This window comes from Pseudomonas sp. 02C 26 (genome assembly GCF_002843585.1).
Classification (GTDB): Bacteria; Pseudomonadota; Gammaproteobacteria; order Pseudomonadales; family Pseudomonadaceae; genus Aquipseudomonas; species Aquipseudomonas shirazensis.
On sequence record NZ_CP025262.1, the window covers coordinates 2,364,672 to 2,387,486 of the forward strand.

22 protein-coding genes and 1 pseudogene are annotated in these 22,815 nt (G+C 63.0%); 18 read left to right on the forward strand and 5 right to left on the reverse strand.

Going from position 1 to position 22,815, the window contains the following annotated elements; all coding sequences use genetic code 11:
• Positions 1 to 89: 89 nt before the first annotated feature.
• From CXQ80_RS10685 to CXQ80_RS10700, 5 genes and pseudogenes are all read right to left on the reverse strand, one after another.
• Positions 90 to 980, reverse strand: coding sequence for a LysR family transcriptional regulator (locus CXQ80_RS10685; protein ID WP_101319195.1), 891 nt, complete (start codon positions 978 to 980; stop codon positions 90 to 92).
• 179 nt (positions 981 to 1,159) lie between these two features.
• On the reverse strand, positions 1,160 to 2,059 hold the full coding sequence (locus tag CXQ80_RS10690) for a LysR family transcriptional regulator (RefSeq protein WP_101319198.1): 900 nt from the start codon (positions 2,057 to 2,059) through the stop codon (positions 1,160 to 1,162).
• A gap of 179 nt (positions 2,060 to 2,238) precedes the next feature.
• Entirely contained in the window at positions 2,239 to 2,760 is a 522-nt protein-coding gene (locus tag CXQ80_RS25310; protein ID WP_256585769.1) for a methyl-accepting chemotaxis protein, read from the reverse strand.
• Positions 2,761 to 2,790: 30 nt separating this feature from the next.
• Positions 2,791 to 3,291, reverse strand: a pseudogene (locus CXQ80_RS25315) (PAS domain-containing protein); the annotation flags it as partial.
• 142 nt (positions 3,292 to 3,433) lie between these two features.
• Positions 3,434 to 3,649 (reverse strand): TIGR02450 family Trp-rich protein, encoded by a 216-nt coding sequence (locus CXQ80_RS10700; protein ID WP_101319202.1) that lies wholly within the window; start codon positions 3,647 to 3,649, stop codon positions 3,434 to 3,436.
• 135 nt (positions 3,650 to 3,784) lie between these two features.
• On the opposite strand from CXQ80_RS10700, the gene CXQ80_RS10705 reads away from it, so the two are divergent.
• From CXQ80_RS10705 to CXQ80_RS10790, 18 genes are all read left to right on the forward strand, one after another.
• Entirely contained in the window at positions 3,785 to 4,090 is a 306-nt protein-coding gene (locus CXQ80_RS10705; RefSeq protein ID WP_101323011.1) for a DUF6482 family protein, read from the forward strand.
• The gene (locus tag CXQ80_RS10710) at positions 4,084 to 5,628 is read left to right on the forward strand and encodes a cryptochrome/photolyase family protein (RefSeq protein ID WP_101319204.1); all 1,545 of its coding nucleotides are present in this window, start codon (positions 4,084 to 4,086) and stop codon (positions 5,626 to 5,628) included. The genes CXQ80_RS10705 and CXQ80_RS10710 overlap by 7 nt, the downstream gene beginning before the upstream one ends.
• Positions 5,625 to 5,789 carry a DUF2256 domain-containing protein gene (locus tag CXQ80_RS10715; RefSeq protein WP_101319206.1) on the forward strand — a complete coding sequence of 55 codons (165 nt, stop codon included), beginning with the start codon at positions 5,625 to 5,627 and terminating at the stop codon, positions 5,787 to 5,789. The genes CXQ80_RS10710 and CXQ80_RS10715 overlap by 4 nt, the downstream gene beginning before the upstream one ends.
• 120 nt (positions 5,790 to 5,909) lie before the next feature.
• A complete protein-coding gene (locus CXQ80_RS10720; RefSeq protein WP_101319208.1) occupies positions 5,910 to 7,532 on the forward strand; it encodes a methyl-accepting chemotaxis protein in 1,623 nt (540 codons plus the stop codon).
• 130 nt (positions 7,533 to 7,662) lie between these two features.
• A complete protein-coding gene (locus CXQ80_RS10725) occupies positions 7,663 to 8,904 on the forward strand; it encodes a cystathionine gamma-synthase family protein (protein ID WP_101319210.1) in 1,242 nt (413 codons plus the stop codon).
• Between the two features lie 141 nt (positions 8,905 to 9,045).
• A complete protein-coding gene (locus CXQ80_RS10730) occupies positions 9,046 to 10,485 on the forward strand; it encodes an amino acid permease (RefSeq protein WP_101319213.1) in 1,440 nt (479 codons plus the stop codon).
• A gap of 49 nt (positions 10,486 to 10,534) precedes the next feature.
• A complete protein-coding gene (locus CXQ80_RS10735) occupies positions 10,535 to 11,425 on the forward strand; it encodes a LysR substrate-binding domain-containing protein (protein ID WP_101319216.1) in 891 nt (296 codons plus the stop codon).
• A 32-nt stretch (positions 11,426 to 11,457) separates the two neighbouring features.
• Positions 11,458 to 12,846 carry a threonine synthase gene (thrC, locus tag CXQ80_RS10740; protein WP_101319218.1) on the forward strand — a complete coding sequence of 463 codons (1,389 nt, stop codon included), beginning with the start codon at positions 11,458 to 11,460 and terminating at the stop codon, positions 12,844 to 12,846.
• Positions 12,843 to 13,280, forward strand: a complete 438-nt coding sequence (locus CXQ80_RS10745) for an Lrp/AsnC family transcriptional regulator (RefSeq protein ID WP_101319221.1) — start codon at positions 12,843 to 12,845, stop codon at positions 13,278 to 13,280. The genes thrC and CXQ80_RS10745 overlap by 4 nt, the downstream gene beginning before the upstream one ends.
• A 103-nt stretch (positions 13,281 to 13,383) precedes the next feature.
• Positions 13,384 to 14,424 (forward strand): homoserine dehydrogenase, encoded by a 1,041-nt coding sequence (locus CXQ80_RS10750; protein ID WP_101319223.1) that lies wholly within the window; start codon positions 13,384 to 13,386, stop codon positions 14,422 to 14,424.
• 13 nt (positions 14,425 to 14,437) lie between these two features.
• Complete coding sequence (locus CXQ80_RS10755; protein ID WP_101319225.1) at positions 14,438 to 15,856, forward strand: aldehyde dehydrogenase family protein; 1,419 nt, start codon at positions 14,438 to 14,440, stop codon at positions 15,854 to 15,856.
• A gap of 151 nt (positions 15,857 to 16,007) precedes the next feature.
• A complete protein-coding gene (locus CXQ80_RS10760; protein WP_101319227.1) occupies positions 16,008 to 17,030 on the forward strand; it encodes a LacI family DNA-binding transcriptional regulator in 1,023 nt (340 codons plus the stop codon).
• Positions 17,031 to 17,093: 63 nt separating this feature from the next.
• Positions 17,094 to 17,873 (forward strand): sugar phosphate isomerase/epimerase, encoded by a 780-nt coding sequence (locus tag CXQ80_RS10765; RefSeq protein ID WP_101319229.1) that lies wholly within the window; start codon positions 17,094 to 17,096, stop codon positions 17,871 to 17,873.
• Entirely contained in the window at positions 17,866 to 18,816 is a 951-nt protein-coding gene (locus tag CXQ80_RS10770) for a sugar kinase (protein WP_101319231.1), read from the forward strand. Before CXQ80_RS10765 ends, CXQ80_RS10770 begins: the two co-directional genes overlap by 8 nt.
• A 64-nt stretch (positions 18,817 to 18,880) precedes the next feature.
• Complete coding sequence (locus tag CXQ80_RS10775) at positions 18,881 to 20,167, forward strand: MFS transporter (RefSeq protein WP_101319233.1); 1,287 nt, start codon at positions 18,881 to 18,883, stop codon at positions 20,165 to 20,167.
• A 9-nt stretch (positions 20,168 to 20,176) separates the two neighbouring features.
• Positions 20,177 to 21,157, forward strand: a complete 981-nt coding sequence (locus CXQ80_RS10780; protein ID WP_101319235.1) for a D-glycerate dehydrogenase — start codon at positions 20,177 to 20,179, stop codon at positions 21,155 to 21,157.
• A 131-nt stretch (positions 21,158 to 21,288) separates the two neighbouring features.
• Positions 21,289 to 22,011 (forward strand): GntR family transcriptional regulator, encoded by a 723-nt coding sequence (locus CXQ80_RS10785; RefSeq protein WP_101319237.1) that lies wholly within the window; start codon positions 21,289 to 21,291, stop codon positions 22,009 to 22,011.
• A complete protein-coding gene (locus CXQ80_RS10790; protein WP_101319239.1) occupies positions 22,008 to 22,796 on the forward strand; it encodes an SDR family oxidoreductase in 789 nt (262 codons plus the stop codon). Before CXQ80_RS10785 ends, CXQ80_RS10790 begins: the two co-directional genes overlap by 4 nt.
• The last annotated feature ends 19 nt before the right edge of the window (positions 22,797 to 22,815 follow it).

Consider the following 22,815-nt stretch of genomic DNA (forward strand, 5'->3'; position numbering starts at 1 on the left):
CCTGCGCACCCCATGCGGAAAAACTAGCACAAGGTGGTCAAGGCGCAGCCGGCGGCTGCTCAAGCGGTCGGCGGTGTTGCTCATTTGATTCAGTTCAGGCGCAGTGTTTCGATCACGACCTGCATGGCGCGTGAGGTTTCGCGCTGCGCCGAGTAATACAAGTGGTAGCCAGGAAAGCTGCGCCACCACGTTTCAAGCACGGGCACAGCCCGGCCAGCCGCCAGATGGGTGGCAGCCAGATCGTGTGGGACATAGGCCAGGCCATGGCCGTCGAGGGCGGCATTGAGCACCTGGTAGATGCCGTTGAACACCAGCCGGCCCTCGACCCGCACGCTGATTTCGCGCTCGCCGTGCTTGAGCTCCCAGGCATACAGGTTGCCCTGGGTTGGCAGGCGCAGGTTGATGCAGGCGTGTTGGCTGAGTTGCTCCGGGGTTTCTGGCATGTGCCGTTCGGCGAAATAAGCGGGCGCAGCGATGATTGCCAGGCGCATGTCCGGGCTGATGCACACCGAGCGGATGTCCTTGCCCAGGCTGTCCCCCAGGCGTACGCCAAAGTCAAACCGGCCCTGGACGATATCGGAGAAGGCGTAATCGCTGTGCAGCTCCAGGTTCAAGCGCGGGTAGCGCGCCAGCAGGCTTTGCAATTTTGGCCAGAGCAAGCTGTCGACGGCATGGTCGCTGGCGGTGATGCGCACGGTGCCGCTGGGCATGTCGCCGAGCTCGGCGACCGCGTGCAGTTGTGCTTCGATCAGCTCAAGGCGCGGTGCCACCTCGGCGATCAAGCGTTCGCCTGCCTCGGTAACCGAGACGCTGCGCGTTGTGCGCGTCAGCAGGCGCACACCGAGGCGCGTTTCCAGGTCGCGGATGGTGTGGCTGAGCATCGATTGCGACATGGCCAGCTGTGCTGCGGCGCGGGTGAAGCTGCGCTCGCGGGCAACGACGATCAACGCCTGAAGTTGGCTGTAGTGCTCTCTGGCCATTGCAGCAGTCCTGAAATCCAGTGGCGTGCGCTAATAATTGGCGCAGAGACGACACTGTAGGCGGGATGGGCGGCACTAGAAACCTGCATAAACTGCATGCAGCTATGAGTTTGGTTGATAAATACCGGTGCAGCGTGCGTGGCTGGAGCACGTTTGGCGAGCCGGGGCAGGGTAATTCACTAGACCCGCAGCGCCGCGATCAACAAAGCCATCGCTCCCGACGGTTGCCGCCGACTGGGGTAATAGAGGTGCAAACCGGGCCACACCGGGCTGAAGTCTTCGAGCATCTGCAGCAACTGCCCGGACTGCACATGCTGCTCGACCAGTTCCGCAGGCAGATAGGCGACGCCAAGCCCGGCCAGTACGGCTTCCACGGCGTCGGAGGTGTTGTTGAAGACCAGTTGCCCGTCCACACGCAGATTGACTTCGCGGCCATCAACTGCAAATTCCCACGCCCATAAATTGCCCCGCGTCGGCAGGCGCAGGTTGATGCAGTTGTGCTGCAACAGGTCGCTTGGCGTCTGCGCCATACCGTGATGCTGCAGGTAAGCCGGGGTAGCGACAACTGCATAGGGCGCATCCGCAGCGATGCGCACAGCGATCATATCCTGCGCCACTGCCTCGCCGAGCCTGACCCCGGCATCGAAACGTTCGGCAACAATGTCGACAAAGCCGCTGTTGGTCGACAGCTCGACCTTGATCCCCGGATGTGCCGGCAAAAACAGCTTGAGCTTGGTCATCAGCACCGCCCGCACGGCGTGATCGGAGGCGGTGATGCGGATCGTGCCGGTAGGGCTGTTGCTCAACTCGGTCAGCGCCTGCAACTGCATATCGATGGCCTCGAATTGCGGTGCGACGTTCGCCAGCAGTTGCTCGCCGGCCTCTGTCACCGTCACGTTGCGCGAGTTGCGTGACAGCAGGCTGACGCCCAGGCGGGCTTCCAGGGCGCGTACGGCGTGGCTGACGGCTGTCTGTGACACACCCAGCCGCGCTGCCGCTTTGGTGAAACTGCGCGCGTGCGCGACGGCAAAGAACACACTCAGGCCGGAGAACGCATCGCGCAAAGTCTTGGGGTCCATGGAGGGCACTTCACTGGAGAACTGTCGGGCAAACTACAGGGATGGTCTGACGATGAACAGCATTCTGATTGAGCGCTGGAGTGAGCAGGTAGGGCTAGGCGCTGCCTATAAGAGGCATGACGATTCAGGCCGCTGGTTTCGCTCGTATGGCAATGAGAGATCACTTGGCGGCCCCATGATCAGCGTTGCTGGCGTTGCTCCAGACGCTGGGCGAACTGGCCAATCACTTCAACCACCCGCTGCGCACCGTGCTGAATATCCTCGATCACCGCGCCAGCCTTTTGCGCCAGCTCAACACCTTGCTCGGTCTTCAGCGTACTCGCCTGCATGCTCGCCACAGCCTGGCGGGCCAGTTCGCGGTTCTTGCCGACCACTTCACTGATCGCCACGGTGGCCTTGCTGGTGCGTTGCGCCAAGTTGCGCACCTCATCGGCGACCACGGCAAAGCCGCGGCCTTGGTCGCCGGCGCGGGCGGCTTCGATTGCCGCGTTGAGGGCCAGCAGGTTGGTCTGCTCGGCGATGCTGCGGATGGCATCGACAATGGTGCCGATCTGCTCGGACTGCTCACTCAGCGCACTGATCGCCTGGCCCATCTGCGTGAGCTCGTCGGCAATGCTCTGCACCATGTTTACGGTCTGTTGCACCACCGCAGAACCCTGCTGGGTACACTCATCGGTGTGCTGCGACGTCTCGAAGGCCACCAGTGCAGCTTGCGATTCGGCCTCGCGCTGCTCGATCTCAGGGGTGATATCACTGGCAAACTTGACGATGCCATAGAGCTTGCCGTGCTCGTCATACAGCGGGTTGTAGGTAGCCTGCAGCCAGACCGTGGCGCCGCGACTGTCCAGGCGCGGGAACTGGCCTGCCTTGAACGTGCCACGATTCAGCGCTGCCCAGAACTCGCGATAGGCGTCACTTTTCGCTTCGCTGACAGAGCAGAACATCTGGTGATGCTGACCGCGTATCTGATCCAGGCGATAGCCCATGACCTCGAGGAAGTTGGCGTTGGCATTGATCACGCGCCCGTCGAGAGCAAACTCGATGACGGCCATCGAACGTTCAATGGCGTTGATGAAGCTGGCCTGTCCCTGGGCGTGCTGCTGGGCTACGCCATGCTCGTCCTGAAGCGTGGCGACGGTCTTGCGCAGCGCAGCCACTTCGGCCTCGAGCGCGGCTTGACGGGTGTGTTCCGCATGCAACAACTGCTGGTGGGTGCTGGCGCGGATAAACATGGCGGCGGGCCTCGGGGACAAAATCTGCGTGTTGGCACGGTGCCCACACAGGAGGTGCCATTAAGCCACTACCGCCAATAATTGTACAAATATTTATTGTTGTACAAGTATGAGAACTTAAGTGCCCCGTTCGCGGTCAGGCTCACTTCCAGCCCAGCAGCCACCGGGTGGAGTCGCGCAGTTCCTGCCAGTCGAACACTTCACTGCGCCCGGTCAGCACCGCCTGCAGCTCGACTTGCAGCGGCGTGCCTTCGTCATCACACAGCAATTGGGTGACGATGAAGTGCTTCTCGCGGTTTTGCGGCGCGCGTGCTGTCCATTTCGACAGCGCCAGTTTGCGGGGGTTGAACCTGTTCATGAGAGCTCCATGCGCGGTGGCTGCTGATATCTTTGCGTCTAGGCTATAGACTTATACACGCATTGCGGATTGTACAAGAATCGCCATTTTGTCACAGGGAGCTCCCACATGACCGACGCTACCCGTACTACCTCGATCACCTTGCAGCAGTTGCGCAGTCTTGCTGATGCGGATTCAGTCGACGAGCTTGAGCTGCTGTCCCTGGAGGGCGGCATTTACCTGCTCAGGGTGCGTACCGCAACAGGCCTGCAGACTTTGGCCGGTGAGGGCGGCAGGCCGATGCATCTGCGCTCGTCGACGCACTTGCGCAGTTTGCTCGCGGGCTTCCCGGCAATGCGCTGCGTGCTCGTCCAGCATGTGGTTCACGATGAGATGTGCGGCCAGCGCGAAGGCCAGATCGAGCCATTGCGCCTGCCATTGTCACTGGAGCAGACGTGGTAGCCGCAAGTACTCCGCGACTGGGCCTGATACTCGGTGACCAGCTGTCATTCGACCTGAGTTCGATCCAGGCACTGGACCCGCAGCGTGACATCCTGCTGCTGGCTGAAGTGCAGGACGAGGCGAGCTACGTGCCGCATCATCCGCAAAAAATAATCATGATTTTCAGCGCGATGCGACACTTTGCTAAAGCTTTACGTGAGCATGGTTGGCAAGTGATTTATGTTGAACTCGATGCTTCCAGCAATACCCATAGCCTGCCCGGTGAAGTCCAACGCTGGCAGGCCGAGCTTGGTGCAAGCGAAGTGCACTTCACCGAATGCGGCGAGTGGCGCCTCGAGCAAGCGTTACGCAGTTGCCCGGTAGCTCAGGTGTGGCACCCTGACCGGCGCTTTCTCTGCTCGCGCCAGGCCTTCGCCCGCTGGGCGGCAGGCCGCGAGCAGCTGCGGATGGAGCAATTCTATCGGTCGATGCGCAAGCGCTGCCGGCTGCTGCTCGAAGACGATGGCAGCCCGCTGGGCGGCGCCTGGAACTTTGACCGCGACAACCGCAAGAGCCTGCCACGCACTCTGCGCGGGGCGTTCCCGGCGCGGTTCAGCCAGGACGCGATCACCCAAGCGGTGGTGGCGCTGGTGCGCGAGCGCTTTGCCAGCCACTACGGCAAGGTCGACGGCTTCGACTACCCAGTCGATCATGCCCAGGCGCAGGGGCTCTGGCAGCACTTTCTCGACTTCGGCCTGGCCGCCTTCGGTGATTATCAGGACGCCATGGCTGAAGGTGAGCCGTTTCTGTTCCATTCACGCATCAGCGCGGCGCTGAACATCGGCCTGCTGGATTTGCGCCAGCTGTGCAGCGATGTCGAAACCGCTTACCGCCAGGGCCGCGTGCCGCTGAACGCGGCCGAAGGCTACATCCGCCAACTGATCGGCTGGCGCGAGTACGTGCATGGCATCTATTGGCTGCGCATGCCGGAGTACGCCGAGCTCAATACCTTTGGCAACCAGCGTCCGCTGCCCGAGTTCTATTGGACCGGTAACACCGGCATGCGCTGCATGGCTCAGGCGATCGGGCAGACTCTCGAGCTGGGCTACGCACACCATATTCAACGGCTGATGATCACCGGCAACTTTGCCTTGCTCGCCGGCATCGCCCCGGCGCAGATCTGCGAGTGGTACCTGGCGGTATATCTGGATGCCTTCGAGTGGGTTGAGTTGCCCAACACGCTGGGCATGGTCATGCATGCCGACGGCGGCTACCTGGGCTCCAAACCCTATTGCGCCAGCGGCCGCTATATCCAGCGGATGTCCGACTACTGTGGCAACTGCGTTTATCAGGTCGAGCAGTCGCTGGGCGAGCAGGCTTGTCCGTTCAACGCGCTGTATTGGCACTTCCTCATGCGCCATGAACAGCAACTGGCGCTCAACCCGCGGCTGGCGCAGGTCTATCGCGGCCTGGCCGGGATGGACCCGCAACGCCGAGAAGCGCTTTGGCAGCGTGCTGAGACGCTGCTGGCCAGGCTCGACGCAGGAGAAACGCTTTGAAAAAAACCCATCTGCCGCAAAAGGTCTGCCCGGTCTGCGGCTTGCCGTTCAGCTGGCGCAAGCGCTGGGAGCGGTGCTGGGATGAGGTGAGATATTGCTCTGAGCGCTGCCGCCGAGCGCGGCGCAGCGCTCCGGGCGAGGACACTCAGGCGGATTGCTGAGCGCCACGCTGGAACTGTTCGATTATCGAGCATGATCCGCTTTTGAGCGCTCAATTTTGGCCAAAAGGCGCCGAACGTAATGGGTAGTGCAGCTCACCCTTCGCATTCGGAAGTCTAGCCATGTCCTTGCGCCACTTGAATATTGCCACTCGCTCTTACTTGAGTTTCAGCCTGATCGCCGCACTGGTGGTGATCCTCGGCGTGTTTTCCATCAACAAGATCTCCACCATGCGCGAAGCGGTGGTGTACACCGAACAGGTGACCAACGTCGGCACGCGCTACCTTGGCGAAGTGCGCAGCCACATGCTGGGGCTGCGTATCATCACCATGCGCATGGCCATCGCCCGTCAGCCTGCACAACTGGCGCCCACCCTGGCGCGCCTGGAGGAGCTCAAAGGCCTGCTGGACAAGGGCCTGCAGGGCTACAGCGCGGTGATGCCGGCGCAGGCCAAGCCGGTGTTTGCCGAGATGCAGCAATTGATCAGCCAATATCGGGTACTGCTCGACCAGTACAAGGGCTTGTCCGATCAGAATCGGCTGGAGCCGATGCAGGGCATGCTCAGCGGCACCATGCAGGATATCTCCACCCGCACCGGAGAGCTGTATGACAGCCTGGTCAAGCTCAGCAGCGAGGCGGCCGCCGCACATACCGCCGAGGCCCGCGAGGACTATCAGCGCGCCTTGTGGCTGACTGCGAGCGTGGTCGGCCTGGTGCTGCTCCTGACAATCAGCCTGGCCTGGCTGCTCACCCGCAGCATTGTCAGCCCGCTACGTGCGGCGATTGCCGTGGCCCAGGACATCGCCGCCGGTGACCTGTCGCAGGCGGTGGTGGCTAGCGGCAACGATGAAGCCAGCCAGTTGATGCGTGCATTGGCGGCCATGCAGGCCAGCCTCAAGGATGCGCTGCGCTTGATCGGTGACTCGTCCCAGCAACTGGCAGCAGCCAGTGAACAGATGTCGGCGATCACTCGGCAGACCTCCACTGACCTCAGCCGGCAAACCGACGAGATCCAGCAAGCCGCTACGGCAGTCACCGAGATGAGCGTGGCGGTGGAAGAGGTGGCGCGCAACACCGTCAGCACCTCGAGCATTTCACGCGAGTCCGAAGAAGCGGCCCAGCGCGGGCGCGAGCGGGTAGCCGAAGCCATTCGCTCGATTGGCAAGATGCGCCATGACGTGCAGGAGGCCTCGGCGCAGATCGAGGCGTTGTCGGTGCAGTCGCAGGAGGTGGGCAAGGTGCTGGATGTGATCGGTGCGATTGCCGGGCAAACCAACCTGCTGGCGCTCAATGCGGCCATCGAAGCCGCACGGGCCGGTGAGGCTGGCCGAGGCTTTGCGGTCGTGGCCGATGAAGTCAGAGCGCTCGCGGCGCGTACCCAAAGCTCGACGCTGGAGATCGAGGAAATGGTCAATGCCATCCGCACCGGTACCGCGCGGGTGGTCGACTCGATGCTCAGCAACAGTCAGCAGGTTGCGCATACCCTCGAAGTGGCGCAGTTGGCCGGCGAGGCGCTGGATGAGATCACCAACGGCGCCTCGACCATCCACGAGCGCAACTTGGTAGTGGCCAGCGCCACCGAAGAGCAGGCGCAAGTCGCGCGCGAGGTTGATCGCAACCTGCTGAACATCCGCGATCTGGCCCTGCAGACCTCGGAAGGCGCCGACCAGATCAGCGCAGCCAGCCAGGAACTGGCCAACCTGTCGATTGGTTTGAACGGGATGATGAAACGCTTTCAGCTGTGAAACACCCCAGCCATTAAAATAAACCGCCCTCAGGCCAGCATTACATCGTTTTTCAGCGCTGCTGGCCTTCCCTATAGTCCTCGCATACCCAAACGGAGCACCGACGTGCTCCCTTGATGCGAGACTGGCTATGAACAACAAGAAAACCCTCGACGCCAAGGTCGGCGCCGGCACCCGCGTAGTGTGGGGCGGCGAGCAGGTCAGCCACCCTTACAACGCTACCCAGACCCCGATCGTGGCCAGCGCCGCCTATGGCTACGACGATATTGATACCTGGTATGACGTGGCGCTGGGCAATCAGCCTGGGTTTATCTACAGCCGCATGAGCAACCCCACCGTTGCCGTGCTTGAAGACAAGCTGTGCGCGCTGGAGGCCGCCGAGTCCGCAGTCGCCTTCAGCTCTGGCATGGCCGCCATCAGTGGCGTGCTGCACAGCCTGCTGGCCTGTGGCCAACGGGTGGTGTCGACCCGCGACAGCTATGGCGGCACCAACAAGATCTTCGAAGAGTTCCTGCCGCGAATGGGCGTTGAGGTAACCCTGTGCGACACCTACGACACCGAGGCCATCGAGCGAGAGATCGCCCGTGGCTGCAACGTGGTGTACCTGGAAACCCCCACCAACCCGACCCTGAAGGTGCTGGACATCCGCCGCCTGGTCGCAGCGGCCAAGCGGGTAGGGGCGCTGGTGGTGGCGGACAATACCTTCGCCACGCCGTTGAACCAGAACCCGCTGGCGCTTGGCGTTGATGTGGTGGTGCACAGCGCAACCAAGTTCCTCTCCGGCCACGGCGATGTGCTGGGCGGTATTGCCTGCGGCGCTGAAGCACTGATGAGCAAGGTGCGCCACTACCGCGAAATCAATGGCGCCGCGCTGGACCCGTTCTCGGCCTACCTGATCATCCGCGGGATCAAGACGCTGGCCCTGCGCCTGCGTCAGCAGCAAGCGAGTGCCCAGGCGCTGGCGGAGTACCTGTGCACCGAGCCTTTGGTCGAAGCAGTCAACTACCCGGGCCTGGCCCAGCACCCTGGGCATGCCATTGCCCGCGCGCAGATGCGTGGCTTTGGCGCGATCGTCAGCTTCGTGCTCAAAGGTGGCATGCGCGATGTAGCGCAGTTGCTGCCGCTGCTCAAATACGCCCACCGTGCCGGCAACCTGGGGGCGGTCGAAACCATCTATGGCCCGGCGCGCACCACCAGCCATGTTGAAAACACCCTGGAAGAGCGTCAGGCACTGGGCATTTCCGAAGGCCTGGTGCGCATCTCGGTTGGTATCGAAGACACCGCCGACCTGCTCGCGGACCTGCGTGATGCCTGCGCCGTGTTGCGCGAGCGACAGCGTACGCAACCTCAGTGCACTGCAGTGCACGCCTAGCGTGAGCTCAAGGCCTGGCGATAAAAACGTCGCCAGGTCGCTTCATGAAAATCGACAATAACAACAACTGCTGGCTGCCGAACTCACCGTGGCGTCATCGCGGCGGGACGTGTTCGCCATCCCTTTCATGAGAATAAAACCATGCACTCTGAGCACAATGACGCACAGGCCGGCAGCGGCCCTGCGTTCAACAAAGACATGCAAACCCGCCACATCGTCATGCTGGCGTTGGGCGGTGTGATCGGCACCGGCCTGTTCCTCACTTCCGGCTACACCGTCAACCAGGCCGGCCCGCTGGGCGCAGTGATCGCCTACATGATTGGCGCGGTAATGGTCTATCTGGTCATGGTCTGCCTGGGCGAGCTGGCCGTGCAGATGCCGGAAACCGGCTCGTTCAGCAGCTACGCCACCCGCTACCTGGGCCCCGGCACCGGCTACACCGTGGCCTGGCTGTACTGGCTGACCTGGGCGGTGGCCATCGGCTCGGAGTTCACCGCAGCCGGCATCCTGATGGTGCGCTGGTTCCCGGAAACGCCGGTGTGGATCTGGAGCGCGCTGTTTGCGTTGGCGGTGTTCATCAGCAATGTGGTGTCGGTCCGGCTGTTTGCCGAAACCGAATTCTGGCTGTCGCTGATCAAGGTCCTGACCGTGGTGGTGTTTATCGCCATCGGCGCTGGCGCGATCTGCGGGCTGTTCGATGTGCAGCATGCGCAGGGCGCGGGGCTGAGCAACTTTACCCGTGAAGGGTTGTTCCCAACCGGCTTCCTGCCGATCGCCATGACCTTGCTGGCGGTGTCGTTCGCGTTCTCCGGGACCGAGCTGATCGGCATTGCCGCAGGAGAGGCGGCCGACCCGCAGACCAGTGTGCCGAAGGCGATCCGCACCACCATCGTGCGTCTGGCGCTGTTCTTCGTCGGCACCATCTTCGTGCTCGCCACCTTGCTGCCGCGCGAACAGGCCGGCCTGGTCGAAAGCCCGTTCGTGCTGGTGTTCGAGCTGATCGGCATTCCGTACTCGGCCGATATCATGAACTTCGTGATCCTCACCGCGCTGCTGTCGGCGGCCAACTCCGGCCTGTATGCCGCCTCGCGGATGCTCTGGACCCTCAGCGATCAGGGCCATATGCCCAAGTGCTATGCACGCCTGTCGCGCCGCGGCACGCCGGTCAACGCGATCATCCTGAGCATGGCCGGCGCCGTGGCCTCGTTGCTCAGCAGTGTGTTGGCGCCGGATACCGTGTACCTGGCACTGGTGTCGATTTCGGGGCTGGCCGTGGTGGTGGTATGGATGAGCATTGCCGCCAGCCAGATTGCCTTCCGCCGCCACTACGTAGCCAACGGCGGCAGGGTCGAAGACCTGCACTTTCGCGTGCGCGGCTATCCTTGGGTACCCCTGGGCGCGATCGCTTGCTGCCTGCTGGCCTGTATCGGCATTGCCTTTGACCCGGCGCAACGGGTAGCGCTGTACTTCGGCCTGCCGTTCATAGCCTGGTGCTACTTCGTCTACTGGGTGACCCGCAACAAACGTGCGCAGCGCCTGCGCGCCGAGGCTGGCGTGCAGCGTCCGGCTAGCGCCGCCTGAGCCGCACAAGCGATAGTGCACGCAGTCAATTGCCGAAGAGGTTGCGCCGATGAATCAAAAAACCCTACCGCCGCTGAATTGGCTGCGGGCGTTCGAAGTGTCGGCGCGTTACCTCAACTTCACCCACGCGGCCGAGGAGCTGTGCCTGACCCAGGGCGCGGTCAGCCAGCAGATCCGCCAGCTGGAGAGCCACCTTGGGGTCGCGTTGTTCAAGCGCCTGCCACGCGGGCTGGGCCTGACCGAAGAAGGCCAGTCCTACCTGCCGGTGGTGCAGGACGCCATCAGCCGGTTGGCGGTAGGCACCAACGAGATCTTCGGCCACAACCAGCGCCGCCCGGTGAAGGTGCGTGGCAGCTTGAGTTTTCTGCAGTACTGGCTGGCACCGCGGCTGGCGGATTTTTGCCGAGAGCACCCGCTGATCGACATCCGTTTCATCAGCAACCTGTGGGTGAAAGAGCCTGACGGTGAAGATGACCTGGAGATCCGTTGGGGTGCCGGCAGTTGGCCGGGGCTGGTGTCGCAGCGCTTGACCTGGGATGTGCTGCAACCGGTCTGTTCGCCGGCGCTGCTCGCCGCCGCTCCCCTGCAACACCCGCGCGACCTGGCCCGGCATGCGCTGCTGCATGTGCTGGGTTATGAAGAGGGCTGGGGCTATTGGCTCAAGCGAGTCGGTGCCGATGCCGTGGATTACTCGCGCGGTTTGCAGTTCGACACCATGGTTTCCACCTTGCGCATGGCCGAGCTGGGCCAGGGCGTGGCCTTGGCGCGCTCATCCATCGTCGAGGATCTGCTCGCGTCTGGCGCGCTGGTCGCGCCGTTCAGCCAGCGTATCGAAGCCAGCGAATCGTTCTATCTGGTCCGCGCCCAGGGCGAAACCCTGAGCGCCGAGGCCGCCGCATTTTCCACCTGGCTGGTGGCACAGGCCCATCGCCATTTGTAGACCTTATCGCGTAGCTCTTATCAGGAGTCACCATGCATTACGTAAGCACCCGCGGCGCAGCTGGGCTGGCCGATTTTCGCCGGGTAGTGCTCTCCGGGCTTGCCGACGATGGCGGCTTGTTCGTGCCCCAGGCCGTGCCGCAATACACTCCAGAGCAGATCGGCAGCTGGTCGTGGCTGCCGTTCGACGAGCTGGTCTGGCGGGTGGTCTCGCCCTACGTGGGCGGAGCAATGGACGAAGCGGCGTTGCGCGCGCTGCTCAGTGACAGCTACCGCGACTTCGATCATCGGGCGATCACGCCGTTAAGGCAGATCGGCCATAACGAATGGATTCTGGAGCTGTTCCATGGCCCGACGCAGTCGTCCAAGGACTTTGCTGCGCAGTTGCAGGCGCGCCTGGTTGCGCACTTTCTGCCGCAACAACAGGGCAGGGCGCTGGTGATCGGTGCCACCAACGGCGAGACCGGGCTGGCCGCGATCGAGGCCTTTGCTGGCTGCGCCAACGCTCAACTGGCCGTGTTGTACCCCGAGCAGGGTGTGCCGCCGGCGCAGTTGGCGGCCTTGCACCAGGCAAACCCGCAACAGGTCGCTCTGATCCCGGTAGCGGGCAGTTTTGACGACTGTCAGACCCTGGTGTCGCGCCTGCTGCGCCAGTGGCCGTTGCCTGAGGTGACGCCGATCTGCTTCAACTCGACCAACTGGGTCGGGGTGCTGGCGCAGATCGTCTATTACTTTCACGCCGCGCTGCAGCTTGGCGGCGGCACGCGGCCGGTGGCCTTCAGCGTACCCGCGGCGAGCTTTGCCGAAATCTACGCAGGCTACATCGCGCAGAAGATGGGCTTGCCGATCAACCAGGTGATCGTTTCGACCAACAGCAACGACGCCCTGCATCACTTCATCCAGCGCAACCGCTACTCGACCCGGCAAAGCAGCCGCACCTCGTCGCCGGCGATGGATTTCTCGCTGTACTCAAACCTCGAGCGGTTTATCTGGGAGCTGTACGACCATGATGGCCATGCGGTGAGGGCGTTGATGGAGCACTTCGAGGCGTGCGGTGAGCTGAGCATCGGCAATCAGCAATGGTTACGGGCGCGGGTGCTGTTCGACTCACATGCGGTTGAGGAGCTGCAGATTCGCGAAGAGGTCCTGCGCTTGTTTGCCGAGACCGGCGCGGCGGTTGATCCACATACTGCCGTGGGCGCGTTGTCTGGGCGGATTCAGCGACGCAGCCTGGGCGCGCCGATGGTCACCCTCGGGCAAATCGCGCCGAGCAAATCGGCTGGCCTGCTGGCGGAGCTTGGGGTGTGGCCTGGCCCGGTTGCCGCCCTGGCCGAACCGGACGAGGTGCGCACGGGCCTGCAAACGGGCGATCTGGCCAGCTTGATCCAGGCGCTGCGCCAAGCAACGCAGGCGCGGCCATGAAGCGCATTCTTGATCCACTGGACGAACATATCCTGGCCGAGCTGACCGCCAATGCGCGTATCGGCCACGCCGAGCTTGGCGCCAAGGTCAATCTGTCGCGTAACGCGGTGCGCCAGCGGATCGAGCGGCTGGAGCGCGATGGCGCGATCCAGGGCTATACCATCCGCCTCGGCGACTCGCGGCGGGCCTCGTCATTGATCAGCGCGGTGATCTTTGTCTACCGCTATGACCGCATGCGCGGCGCCGATGTGCTGGCCGGCTTGCGCGCCATTCCCGAGGTGGTCCAATGCGAAGTGCTCAGCGGTGAGTTCGACCTGATGCTGCGGGTCAATGCCGCCTCGCCCGAGCGTGTGCACATGGTCTGGAAAGAGATCGCCGGCATGTCCGGGGTGGAAAACACAGTGACCTCGTTCGTGCTCTCGGCCGAGCACTGAGGCGAGCAAAACGACCAACAAATGCAGCATTCTGACCAATTCAACTGACTGCGGTGAACACTTAGGCTGACTCCATCAAACAACGCCTGAGAGCAACGCAGACATGACTGAATATAAAATTGCATTGGTGGGTTTTGGTGGGGTCAACCGTGGCCTGGCGCAACTGGTTGCCGAACGTAATGCCTGCTGGCAGGCAAGTTTGGGTTTCAGCCTTAAGATCGTTGGCGTCAGCGATATCTTCCTCGGCTCGATCGTCAACCGCGACGGTCTCGATGCCGCCCAGCTGGTGGCCCTGCCAGCCGAGAAAGGCGCCTTTGCCAAGCTGCACGGTGGCACCGCCGAAGCTTTCACCGAGACAGTGATCAAGCAATCCGGCGCTGACATCATCGCGGAGGCGACCTTCACCAATCCTGTCGACGGCGAACCCGCCACCACCTTCTGCCGCTGGGCCCTGGAAAGCGGCATTCATGTGGTCACCACCAACAAAGGCCCGATTGCCCTGCACGGCAGTGAGCTCAAGGCGCTGGCGCGGCGCAACAACGCCGCTTTCGAGTACGAAGGCTCGGTCATGAGCGGTACGCCGGTGATTCGCCTGGCCAGGCAGGCGCTGGCCGGAGCTGAAGTGCAAGGTTTCGAAGGCATCCTCAACGGCACCTCCAACTATGTTCTGACGCGCATGCAGGAAGGCCTGAGCTTTGCTGCGGCGGTCGCCCAGGCGCAGCAGTTGGGCTACGCCGAAGCTGACCCAAGCGCCGACGTCGATGGCTATGACGTACGCTTGAAAGTAGTGATCCTTGCCAACGAACTGCTCAACGCCAAGCTGCAGATCAGCGACGTGGCCTGCTCGGGTATCAGCAACATCAGCGCTGAAGACATCGCCACCGCCAGCCGCAATGGCCAGTGCTGGAAGCTGATCGGTGCGGCCCAGCGCCAGGCCGACGGCTCGGTGCAAGCCAGCGTCGCTGCACGGTTGTTGCCACTTAGCCATCCACTGGCCGGCATCAGCGGGGCAACCAATGCGGTGTCGTTCACCACTGAGCTGGTCGGTGCAGTCACGGTGTCCGGCCCGGGTGCAGGCAAGATCGAAACCGCCTTTGCCTTGCTCTCGGACATCGTCGCCATCCACACCAGCCAGCAGCAGTAAGCGGAGAGCAGCCATGAGCGTAGCCAGCAAGGTCAATGTGCAACTGGTCGAAGCGCAGCAGATCGATGTGTTCAGCCCTTATGACGGCCGCCTGATCGGCAGCGTGCCGTGCCTGGATGCCAGTGCGGTGCCGGCCATCCTCGAGCGTGCCCGCCAAGGTGTGCGCCAGGCCGCGGCAATGCCGCGCCATCAGCGCGCACGTGTGTTGGAGGAGGCGGCGCGGCGGGTGCAGGAGCAAGCCCAGGCGTTTGCCGAATTGATCGTCGCCGAGGCCGGCAAGACCTTGCGCCAGGCCGAGAAAGAGGTCAAACGCTGCATCAACACCCTCAAACTGTCGGCTGAAGAGGCGCGGCGCAATGCCGGTGAGGTGGTGCCGTTCGAGGCCTATGAGGGCTCGGAATCGCGCCAGGGCTGGTTCAGCCGAGAGCCGTTGGGGTTAATCGTCGCGATCACGCCGTACAACGACCCGCTCAATCTGGTCGCACACAAGCTCGGGCCAGCGATTGCCGGTGGCAATGGGTTGATCCTGAAACCGTCCGAACTGGCGCCGCTGTCGGCCCTGAAACTGGTCGAATGCCTGCTGCAGGCGGGTTTGCCGGACTCGGTGGTCACTGCCGTGACCGGTGGTGTCGAGTTGGGCAAGGCGCTGGTCGAACTGCGCGAGGTGCGCATGGTGTCGTTCACCGGCGGCTTTGTTACCGGCGAGTCGATTGCCCGCAGTGCTGGCCTGAAAAAGCTGGCGATGGACCTGGGCGGCAACGCGCCGGTGCTGGTGTTGCAAGACTGCGACCTGGAACCCACGGTCGAGTCGTGTGTTTCCGGGGCGTTCTGGGCGGCGGGGCAGAACTGCATCGGCACCCAGCGGATCTTGGTGCAACGGCCGATCTATGAAGCGTTCCGCGCACGCTTTGTCGCCCAGGCACGGGCCTTGGTGCTGGGAGACCCGGCCCTGCGTGAAACCGATGTCGGGCCGATGGTGACCGAACAGGCTGCGCGCCGCACTGAACAGTTGGTCAACGAGGCGCTCAGCGAGGGTGCGCAGCTGCTCTGCGGTCACCAGCGCAAGGGCGCCAGTTACGCGCCAACGGTGCTGGAACAGGTCAGTCATGCCAGCCAGATCTGGCAGCAAGAGGTGTTTGCGCCGGTGGTGATTCTTGAGCCGTTCGACCAGCTGGACGAAGCAGTGGCGCTGGCCAACGCGCCGGAATACAGCCTGCACGCCGGAGTGTTCACCCGTGACCTGGCCAAGGCGTTGAAGCTTGCCAGGCAGATCGAAGCGGGTGGGGTGATGATCAATGATTCGTCGGACTATCGCTTCGATGCCATGCCGTTTGGCGGCTTCAAATACGGCAGTCTCGGTCGGGAAGGGGTGCGCTTCGCTTATGAAGATATGACCCAGCCGAAAGTGGTGTGCATCAACGATCTGGGCTAACCGCAGCGCGCTGCCCTGCGCTGGTTTGGCGACAGGGTAGCGTGATGTGCAGAGCAGATCCGACGAACGGTAGGTGACTTAGGTCTCGACTTTTGATGTATTGAAACCGGTTTCATAACCCGTCTCAAACAATAATCACAAGAGACCTCAGATGACCGATACACCGTCCAGCCCGCGTGAGCGGGTCACCATCAGCCAGGTTGCACGGGTCGCCGGCGTATCCAAGGCGACCGTGTCGCGTTATATCGGTGGCGACCGTCAATTGCTCGCCGATGCCACTGCGCAGCATCTGGCCGAGGTCATCGAGCGTCTTGGCTACCGGCCAAACCAAATGGCCAGGGGCCTCAAGCGCGGCCAGACGCGCCTGATCGGCATGCTGGTCGCCGACATTCTCAACCCCTATTCAGTGGCCGTGATGCGCGGCGTTGAAACTGCCTGTCGCGAGCACGGCTACAGCCTGGTGCTGTGCAACACCAACCGCGATGACGAGCAAGAGAGCCATCACCTGCGCGTGCTGCAGTCCTACAACGTCGAAGGGCTGATCGTGAACACCCTCGGCCACCACCAGGGCGAGCTGCTGGCGTTGCACCGGGATATCCCCATGGTGCTGGTCGACCGTCAGGTGCCGCAGCTCAATGCCGACATGGTCGGGCTGGATAACGCCGACGCAGTCGAGCAGGCGCTGGACCACCTGCAGGCTCGCGGCTACCGCGACATTCTGGCAGTCAGCGAGCCGCTGGATGGCACCAGCTCGCGACTGGAACGGGTGCAGGCCTTTACCGCATCGATCAATCGCCGCCCCGGCATGCGCCAGCAGATCCTCGAGTGTGCGGCTGATTTGCCCGCATGTCTGGGCAATTTCCTCGGTGCCAGCGGGCATGGCCCGCAAGCGATTTTCACCTTCAACGGCGTGGCCACCCTGGCCGTCACTCGCGCCTTGCACGAGCGCGGCTGCAGATTGTTCGAGGATGTCGGCCTGATCGCCCTCGACGAACTCGACTGGCACCCATTGGTTGGCAGCGGCATTACCGCGCTGGCGCAACCTACCGAACGCATCGGCGCGTTGGCTTTCAACTGCCTGCTTGAGCGGTTGCGTGGCGGTAACGCTGCTGCGCAGCGCATCGACCTCAAGGCCGAACTGATCATTCGCGGATCGACCAACCCCCGTATTTGAACAACGGAGTCACGTCCGTTTGCGTTGCATCGAAATGAAACCGGTTTCATAAGGACAATAACAATGCGCTCGAACCCCGTTTCCATCAGCCTTTCCAGCTACGGCGCCGACTTGGTCCGCCAGCGTGGCCAGGCCAGTTTCGTGCCGTTGCTGGCTGCGGCCGGCGTCAGTCGAGTCGAGCTGCGCGAAGAACTGTTCGCCAGCCCGCCGGACTGCCCACAGCTGTCTGCCGCAATCCGCACCTCAGGCATGGAATGCCTGTATTCCTCGCCGCTGGAGCTGTGGCTGGAGGACGGCCAATTGAACCCGGCGTTGCCTGCCAAGCTACAGACCGCCAGGGCCGTGGGCGCGGTGGCACTCAAGGTTTCCCTTGGTCACTATCAGCCGCGCTGTGACCTGACGATGCTGGCTACGCAACTCTCGGCGGATGGCCCAATGCTGCTGGTTGAAAACGACCAGACTGCGCACGGCGGGCGGATCGAACCGATGCTGCAGTTTCTTCTGCGCTGTGAATCCATGGCACTGGCGCTGGGCATGACTTTCGATATTGGCAACTGGCGCTGGCAGGGTGAGTCGGCGGTTCAAGCCGCTCACGAGCTGGGCCGCTGGGTGCGCTATGTGCACTGCAAGGCGGTCGAGCGCCAGGCCAATGGCCGCCTGGTCGCAGTGCCGCCACGCGCAGCCGATCTGCTGGCCTGGGAGCAGATGTTCAGCGAGTTCAGCCCGGCAGTGGTGCGCGCGGTCGAGTTTCCTCTGGTCGGTGACGACCTGCTGGCGGTAACTCGTGCCCAGGTCAACAACCTGGCTCGGCTTGCGCTGACGGCGGAGGTGAGCCATGCCTGACCATGACGTGTTGTGCTTTGGCGAGACCATGGCCATGTTCGTCGCCGAACAAACCGGTGAACTGGCGCAGGTCGGCCAGTTCGGCAAACGCATTGCCGGTGCCGACAGCAATGTTGCGATCGGTTTGTCGCGGCTGGGCTTCAAGGTGCGTTGGCTGAGCCGGGTCGGCAATGACTCGTTGGGCCGCTTCGTGCTGGACAGCCTGCTCAAGGAGGGCCTGGATTGCTCGGCGGTGCAAGTCGACCCTGAGCATGCCACCGGCTTTCAGCTCAAGGCCCGCTGCGATGATGGCAGCGACCCCGCCGTCGAATATTTCCGCCGCAACTCGGCTGCCAGTCATATGTCGCCGCAGCTGCTGAACGCACAGTTGACCAGCGCCGGGCATGTGCATGCCACCGGCATTCCGCTGGCGCTGTCGGCCGGCTGCCGGGCGTTGTCGCATGGCCTGGTGGACGCCATGCGCAGCGCTGGCCGGAGCATCTCGTTCGACCCCAATCTGCGCCCATCGTTATGGCCTGACCAGGCCAGCATGATCCGCGAGGTCAACGCGCTGGCAGTCAAAGCCAACTGGGTGCTGCCAGGCCTTGAAGAGGGCCGTTTGCTCACCGGTCGACAAAGCCCAGCTGACATCGGCGCGTTTTATCTGCAGCAAGGCGTCGAGCTTGTGGTGATCAAGCTGGGCGGCGAGGGCGCTTATTTCTGCAGCGCGGACGCTGAGGGCTGGGTGCCGGCATTCGCTGTTGCGCAGGTAGTCGACACCGTCGGCGCGGGCGATGCCTTTGCAGTGGGCGTGCTCAGTGGCCTGCTCGAAGGCTACCCACTGGGTGAAGCGGTTGCCCGCGGCAATTGGTGCGGCAGCCGCGCGGTGCAGTCGCGCGGGGATATGGAAGGCCTGCCGCTGCGCAGTGAACTGGAACTGTACAACCGGCGCAGCTGCGCCTGAAACGCTGATCGCCGGTTAGCCGGCACCTGGTGCAACAAAAACAACCAAGCTCAGGAGCATACTCATGCAAACGACCAGCCTCGCGCGTCGCCGGTGGTGGTACATCATCCCGATCGTGTTCATTACCTACAGCCTGGCCTATCTGGACCGCGCCAATTACGGCTTTGCCGCAGCCTCCGGCATGGCCGACGACCTCAAGATCACCCCGGCCTTGTCGTCCTTGCTCGGTGCGTTGTTCTTTCTCGGCTACTTCTTCTTTCAGGTGCCCGGGGCGATCTATGCGGAAAAACGCAGCGTCAAGAAGCTGATCTTCGTCAGCCTGATCCTCTGGGGCGGGCTGGCGACGCTGACCGGGATGATCAGCAATGTGTACTTTCTGATCGCCATCCGCTTCCTCCTCGGGGTGGTCGAGGCGGCAGTGATGCCGGCGATGCTGATCTACCTGTGCCATTGGTTTACCCGCGCCGAACGCTCGCGGGCCAACACCTTCCTGATGCTCGGCAACCCGGTGACGATCCTGTGGATGTCGGTGGTGTCGGGCTATCTGATCAAGCATTACGACTGGCGCTGGATGTTCATCATCGAAGGCCTGCCGGCGGTGCTCTGGGCGTTTATCTGGTGGCGCCTGGCGGCGGACAAACCGGCCCAGGTGAGCTGGCTCAGCCAGCACGAGAAGGACCAGTTGCAAGCGGCGCTGGCGGCTGAGCAGCAGGGCATCAAACCAGTCAAGAACTACCGCGAGGCGTTCCGCTCGCCGCAGGTCATTGTGCTGTCGTTGCAGTACTTCTGCTGGAGCATCGGCGTGTACGGCTTTGTGCTGTGGCTGCCGTCGATCCTCAAGCAGGCCGCCAATGTCGATATCGTCACGGCGGGCTGGTTGTCATCGGTACCGTATCTGGCGGCAGTGCTGGCCATGGTCGGCGTGTCGTGGGCCTCGGACCGGCTGCAGAAGCGCAAGCGTTTTGTCTGGCCACCGCTGCTGATCGCCGCGCTGGCGTTCTACGGCTCGTATGCGCTGGGCAGCGAGTACTTCTGGTGGTCGTACGCCCTGTTGGTCCTGGCCGGAGCCTGCATGTATGCGCCATACGGGCCGTTTTTCGCGATCGTGCCGGAGATTCTGCCGAGCAACGTCGCAGGCGGAGCCATGGCCTTGATCAACAGCATGGGCGCACTGGGCTCGTTCGGTGGCTCGTGGCTGGTGGGCTACCTGAATGGCGCCACCGGCGGGCCAGGCGCCTCTTATCTGTTCATGTGCGGTGCGCTGTTGACGGCGGTTGCCCTCACGGTCGCACTGCGTACACCCCAGGCTCAGCGCAAGCGTCGCGCTGCGGGCCTGGCATTGAATCACTAAGGAACTGCCATGAAAAAGACCATAGTCCTCTACAAGCGCTTGTCCGATGATTTGCTCGGCCGCCTGCGCGAGCAGGCCGAAGTGATCTTCGTCGACACCGCGCAGGCGGATGGCCTGGCCCGTCTGCGCGATGCCTTGCCCCACGCCCATGGCCTGCTCGGGGCCAGCCTGCGCCTGGACAGCAGCCTGCTGGACCTGGCGCCGCAGCTGGAAGCGGTGGCCAGCGTCTCGGTGGGGGTCGACAACTACGACATTGCTGACCTGACCCAGCGCGGCATCGTCCTCACCAATACCCCCGATGTGCTTACCGAAACCACCGCCGATACTGGCTTTGCCTTGATCCTGGCGACGGCGCGCAGGGTGGTCGAACTTGCCAGTTGGGTGCGGGCAGGGCACTGGCAGGCCAACCTGGGGCCGGCTCACTTCGGCACCGATGTGCACGGCAAGACCTTGGGCATCGTTGGTATGGGCCGCATCGGTGAAGCACTGGCCAAGCGTGCGGCTGCGGGGTTTGGCATGCGCGTGGTGTATCACAGCCGTCAGCCCAAGCCTGCCGTCGAGGCCCTTTATGGCGCCGCTTGTCGCAGCCTCGACGGGCTGCTGCAGGAATCGGATTTTGTCTGCCTGACGGTGCCGTTGAGTGCCGCGACCGAGGGTTTGATCGGCGCGCGGGAACTCAGCCTGATGAAACCCGAGGCCATCCTCATCAACATTTCCCGTGGCCGGGTGGTGGATGAAACCGCGCTGATCGAAGCGCTACGTGAGCAGCGCATTCGCGGGGCCGGGCTGGATGTGTTCGTCAAAGAGCCGTTAGCGGCGGATTCGCCCTTGCTGCAACTGGACAACGTAGTGGCGACGCCGCACATCGGCTCGGCGACCCACGAAACCCGCCAGGCCATGGCCCGCTGCGCGGTAGACAATTTGCTCTGTGCGTTGGCTGACCAGCGCCCACAGAATCTGGTCAATCCGCAGGTTTGGGCAATGCGCTAGCCGGCATTGCTGGGGGCGCAAAGCGCCCCGACGTTCTAGGGCCAAACCCACTGTCGTGCTGAAACCAATTGACATATGTTATTTGTGATCACATATTGAAGCCATAACAACGCCAATATGTGAGTCTGCCCATGACTGATCGCCCAACCCTCCTGCCGGTAATGCGCCCGGTGTCGCGCGACACACTGCAGGACCAGGTCTACCGCCAGATCCGTGAAGCGCTGATGAGCGGCCGCTTTCAGCCCGGCCAGAAGCTGACCATCCGCGGCCTGGCCGAAGCCTTGGGTTCAAGCCCGATGCCCGTACGAGAGGCGCTCAACCGCCTGAGTGCCGAAAACGCCTTTGAAGTCACTGAAACAGCCCGCCTGCGGGTGCGCATGATGACGCCGGAGCGCCTGCGCGAAATCCGCGACGCGCGGGTAGCGCTGGAAGGCCTGCTGGCCGAGAAAGCCGTGGTGCTGCTGACCCAGCGCGACCTGAGCGAGATCACCCAACTCTGCGAACAGATGCAGCACGCCGCCGACAACGTCGATGTGGCGCGTTATCTGTGGACCAACTTTGCCTTTCACCGGCGCATCTACGCTGTGGCCAACGCCGAGTTGACCGTCGCCGCGGTGGAGAACTTCTGGCTGCACATGGGCCCATGCTTTGCCCTGGTCGCACCGGACAAGGCCCACCTGCAACGCTCGATGGAGGCGCACAACCGCATCGTCGAAGCCTTGCAGGCCGGTGATGGCGCCGCTGCGCGGGCGGCGGTCACCGACGACATCATGCAGGCGGCCGACTCGCTGGCACGCCTGATCGTCAAGAGCGACCGTTCCAGGTCGCCTGCTTCAGGAGTTAAAAAAGCATGAGCGTTCTGAACCGACTGATTCCTTACAGCGGCCTGCGCGTATTGATCTCTGGCGGCGCCGCCGGCATCGGCGAGGTGCTGGCTGCGGCGTACATGGAGGCCGGCGCCAAGGTGCATGTCTGCGATGTCAGCGAAGCGGCCCTGGCGGCGTTTCGTGATCGCTACCCGAATAGCCTGGCAACCAAGGCCGATGTCGGCGACCCAGCGCAGATCGAAGCCGTGTTCAAGGTCCAGCGCGAGCAGTTCGGCGGCCTCGATGTGCTGATCAACAACGCCGGGATCGCCGGGCCGACGGCGGGCATAGACGCCGTCACCGACGAAGAATGGCAGCGCACCGTCGATATCAACCTGACCGGGCAATACCGCTTCGCCCACCATGCGGTGCCGCTGCTCAAAGCCTCGCCGAATGCCCACCTGATTCACATCGCCTCGGTGGCGGGGCGCCTCGGCTACGCCTGGCGTACGCCTTATGCCGCAACCAAATGGGCGATCGTTGGGCTGATGAAGTCCCTGGCCAGCGAGCTGGGTGAGAGCGATATCCGCGTCAACGCCTTGCTCCCGGGCATCGTCGAGGGGCCACGCATGGACGGCGTGATTCGCGCCCGGGCCGAGCAGTTGAACGTGCCTGAAGCGGCGATGCGTGACGAGTACCTGCAGAAGATCTCGCTCAAGCGCATGGTCACCGCCGAAGACGTCGCTGCCATGGCGCTGTTCCTGTGTTCACCGGCGGCACGCAACGTGACCGGCCAGGCCATCAGCGTGGATGGCAACGTCGAGTACCTGTAACGGCTCGACCCCTCATGCA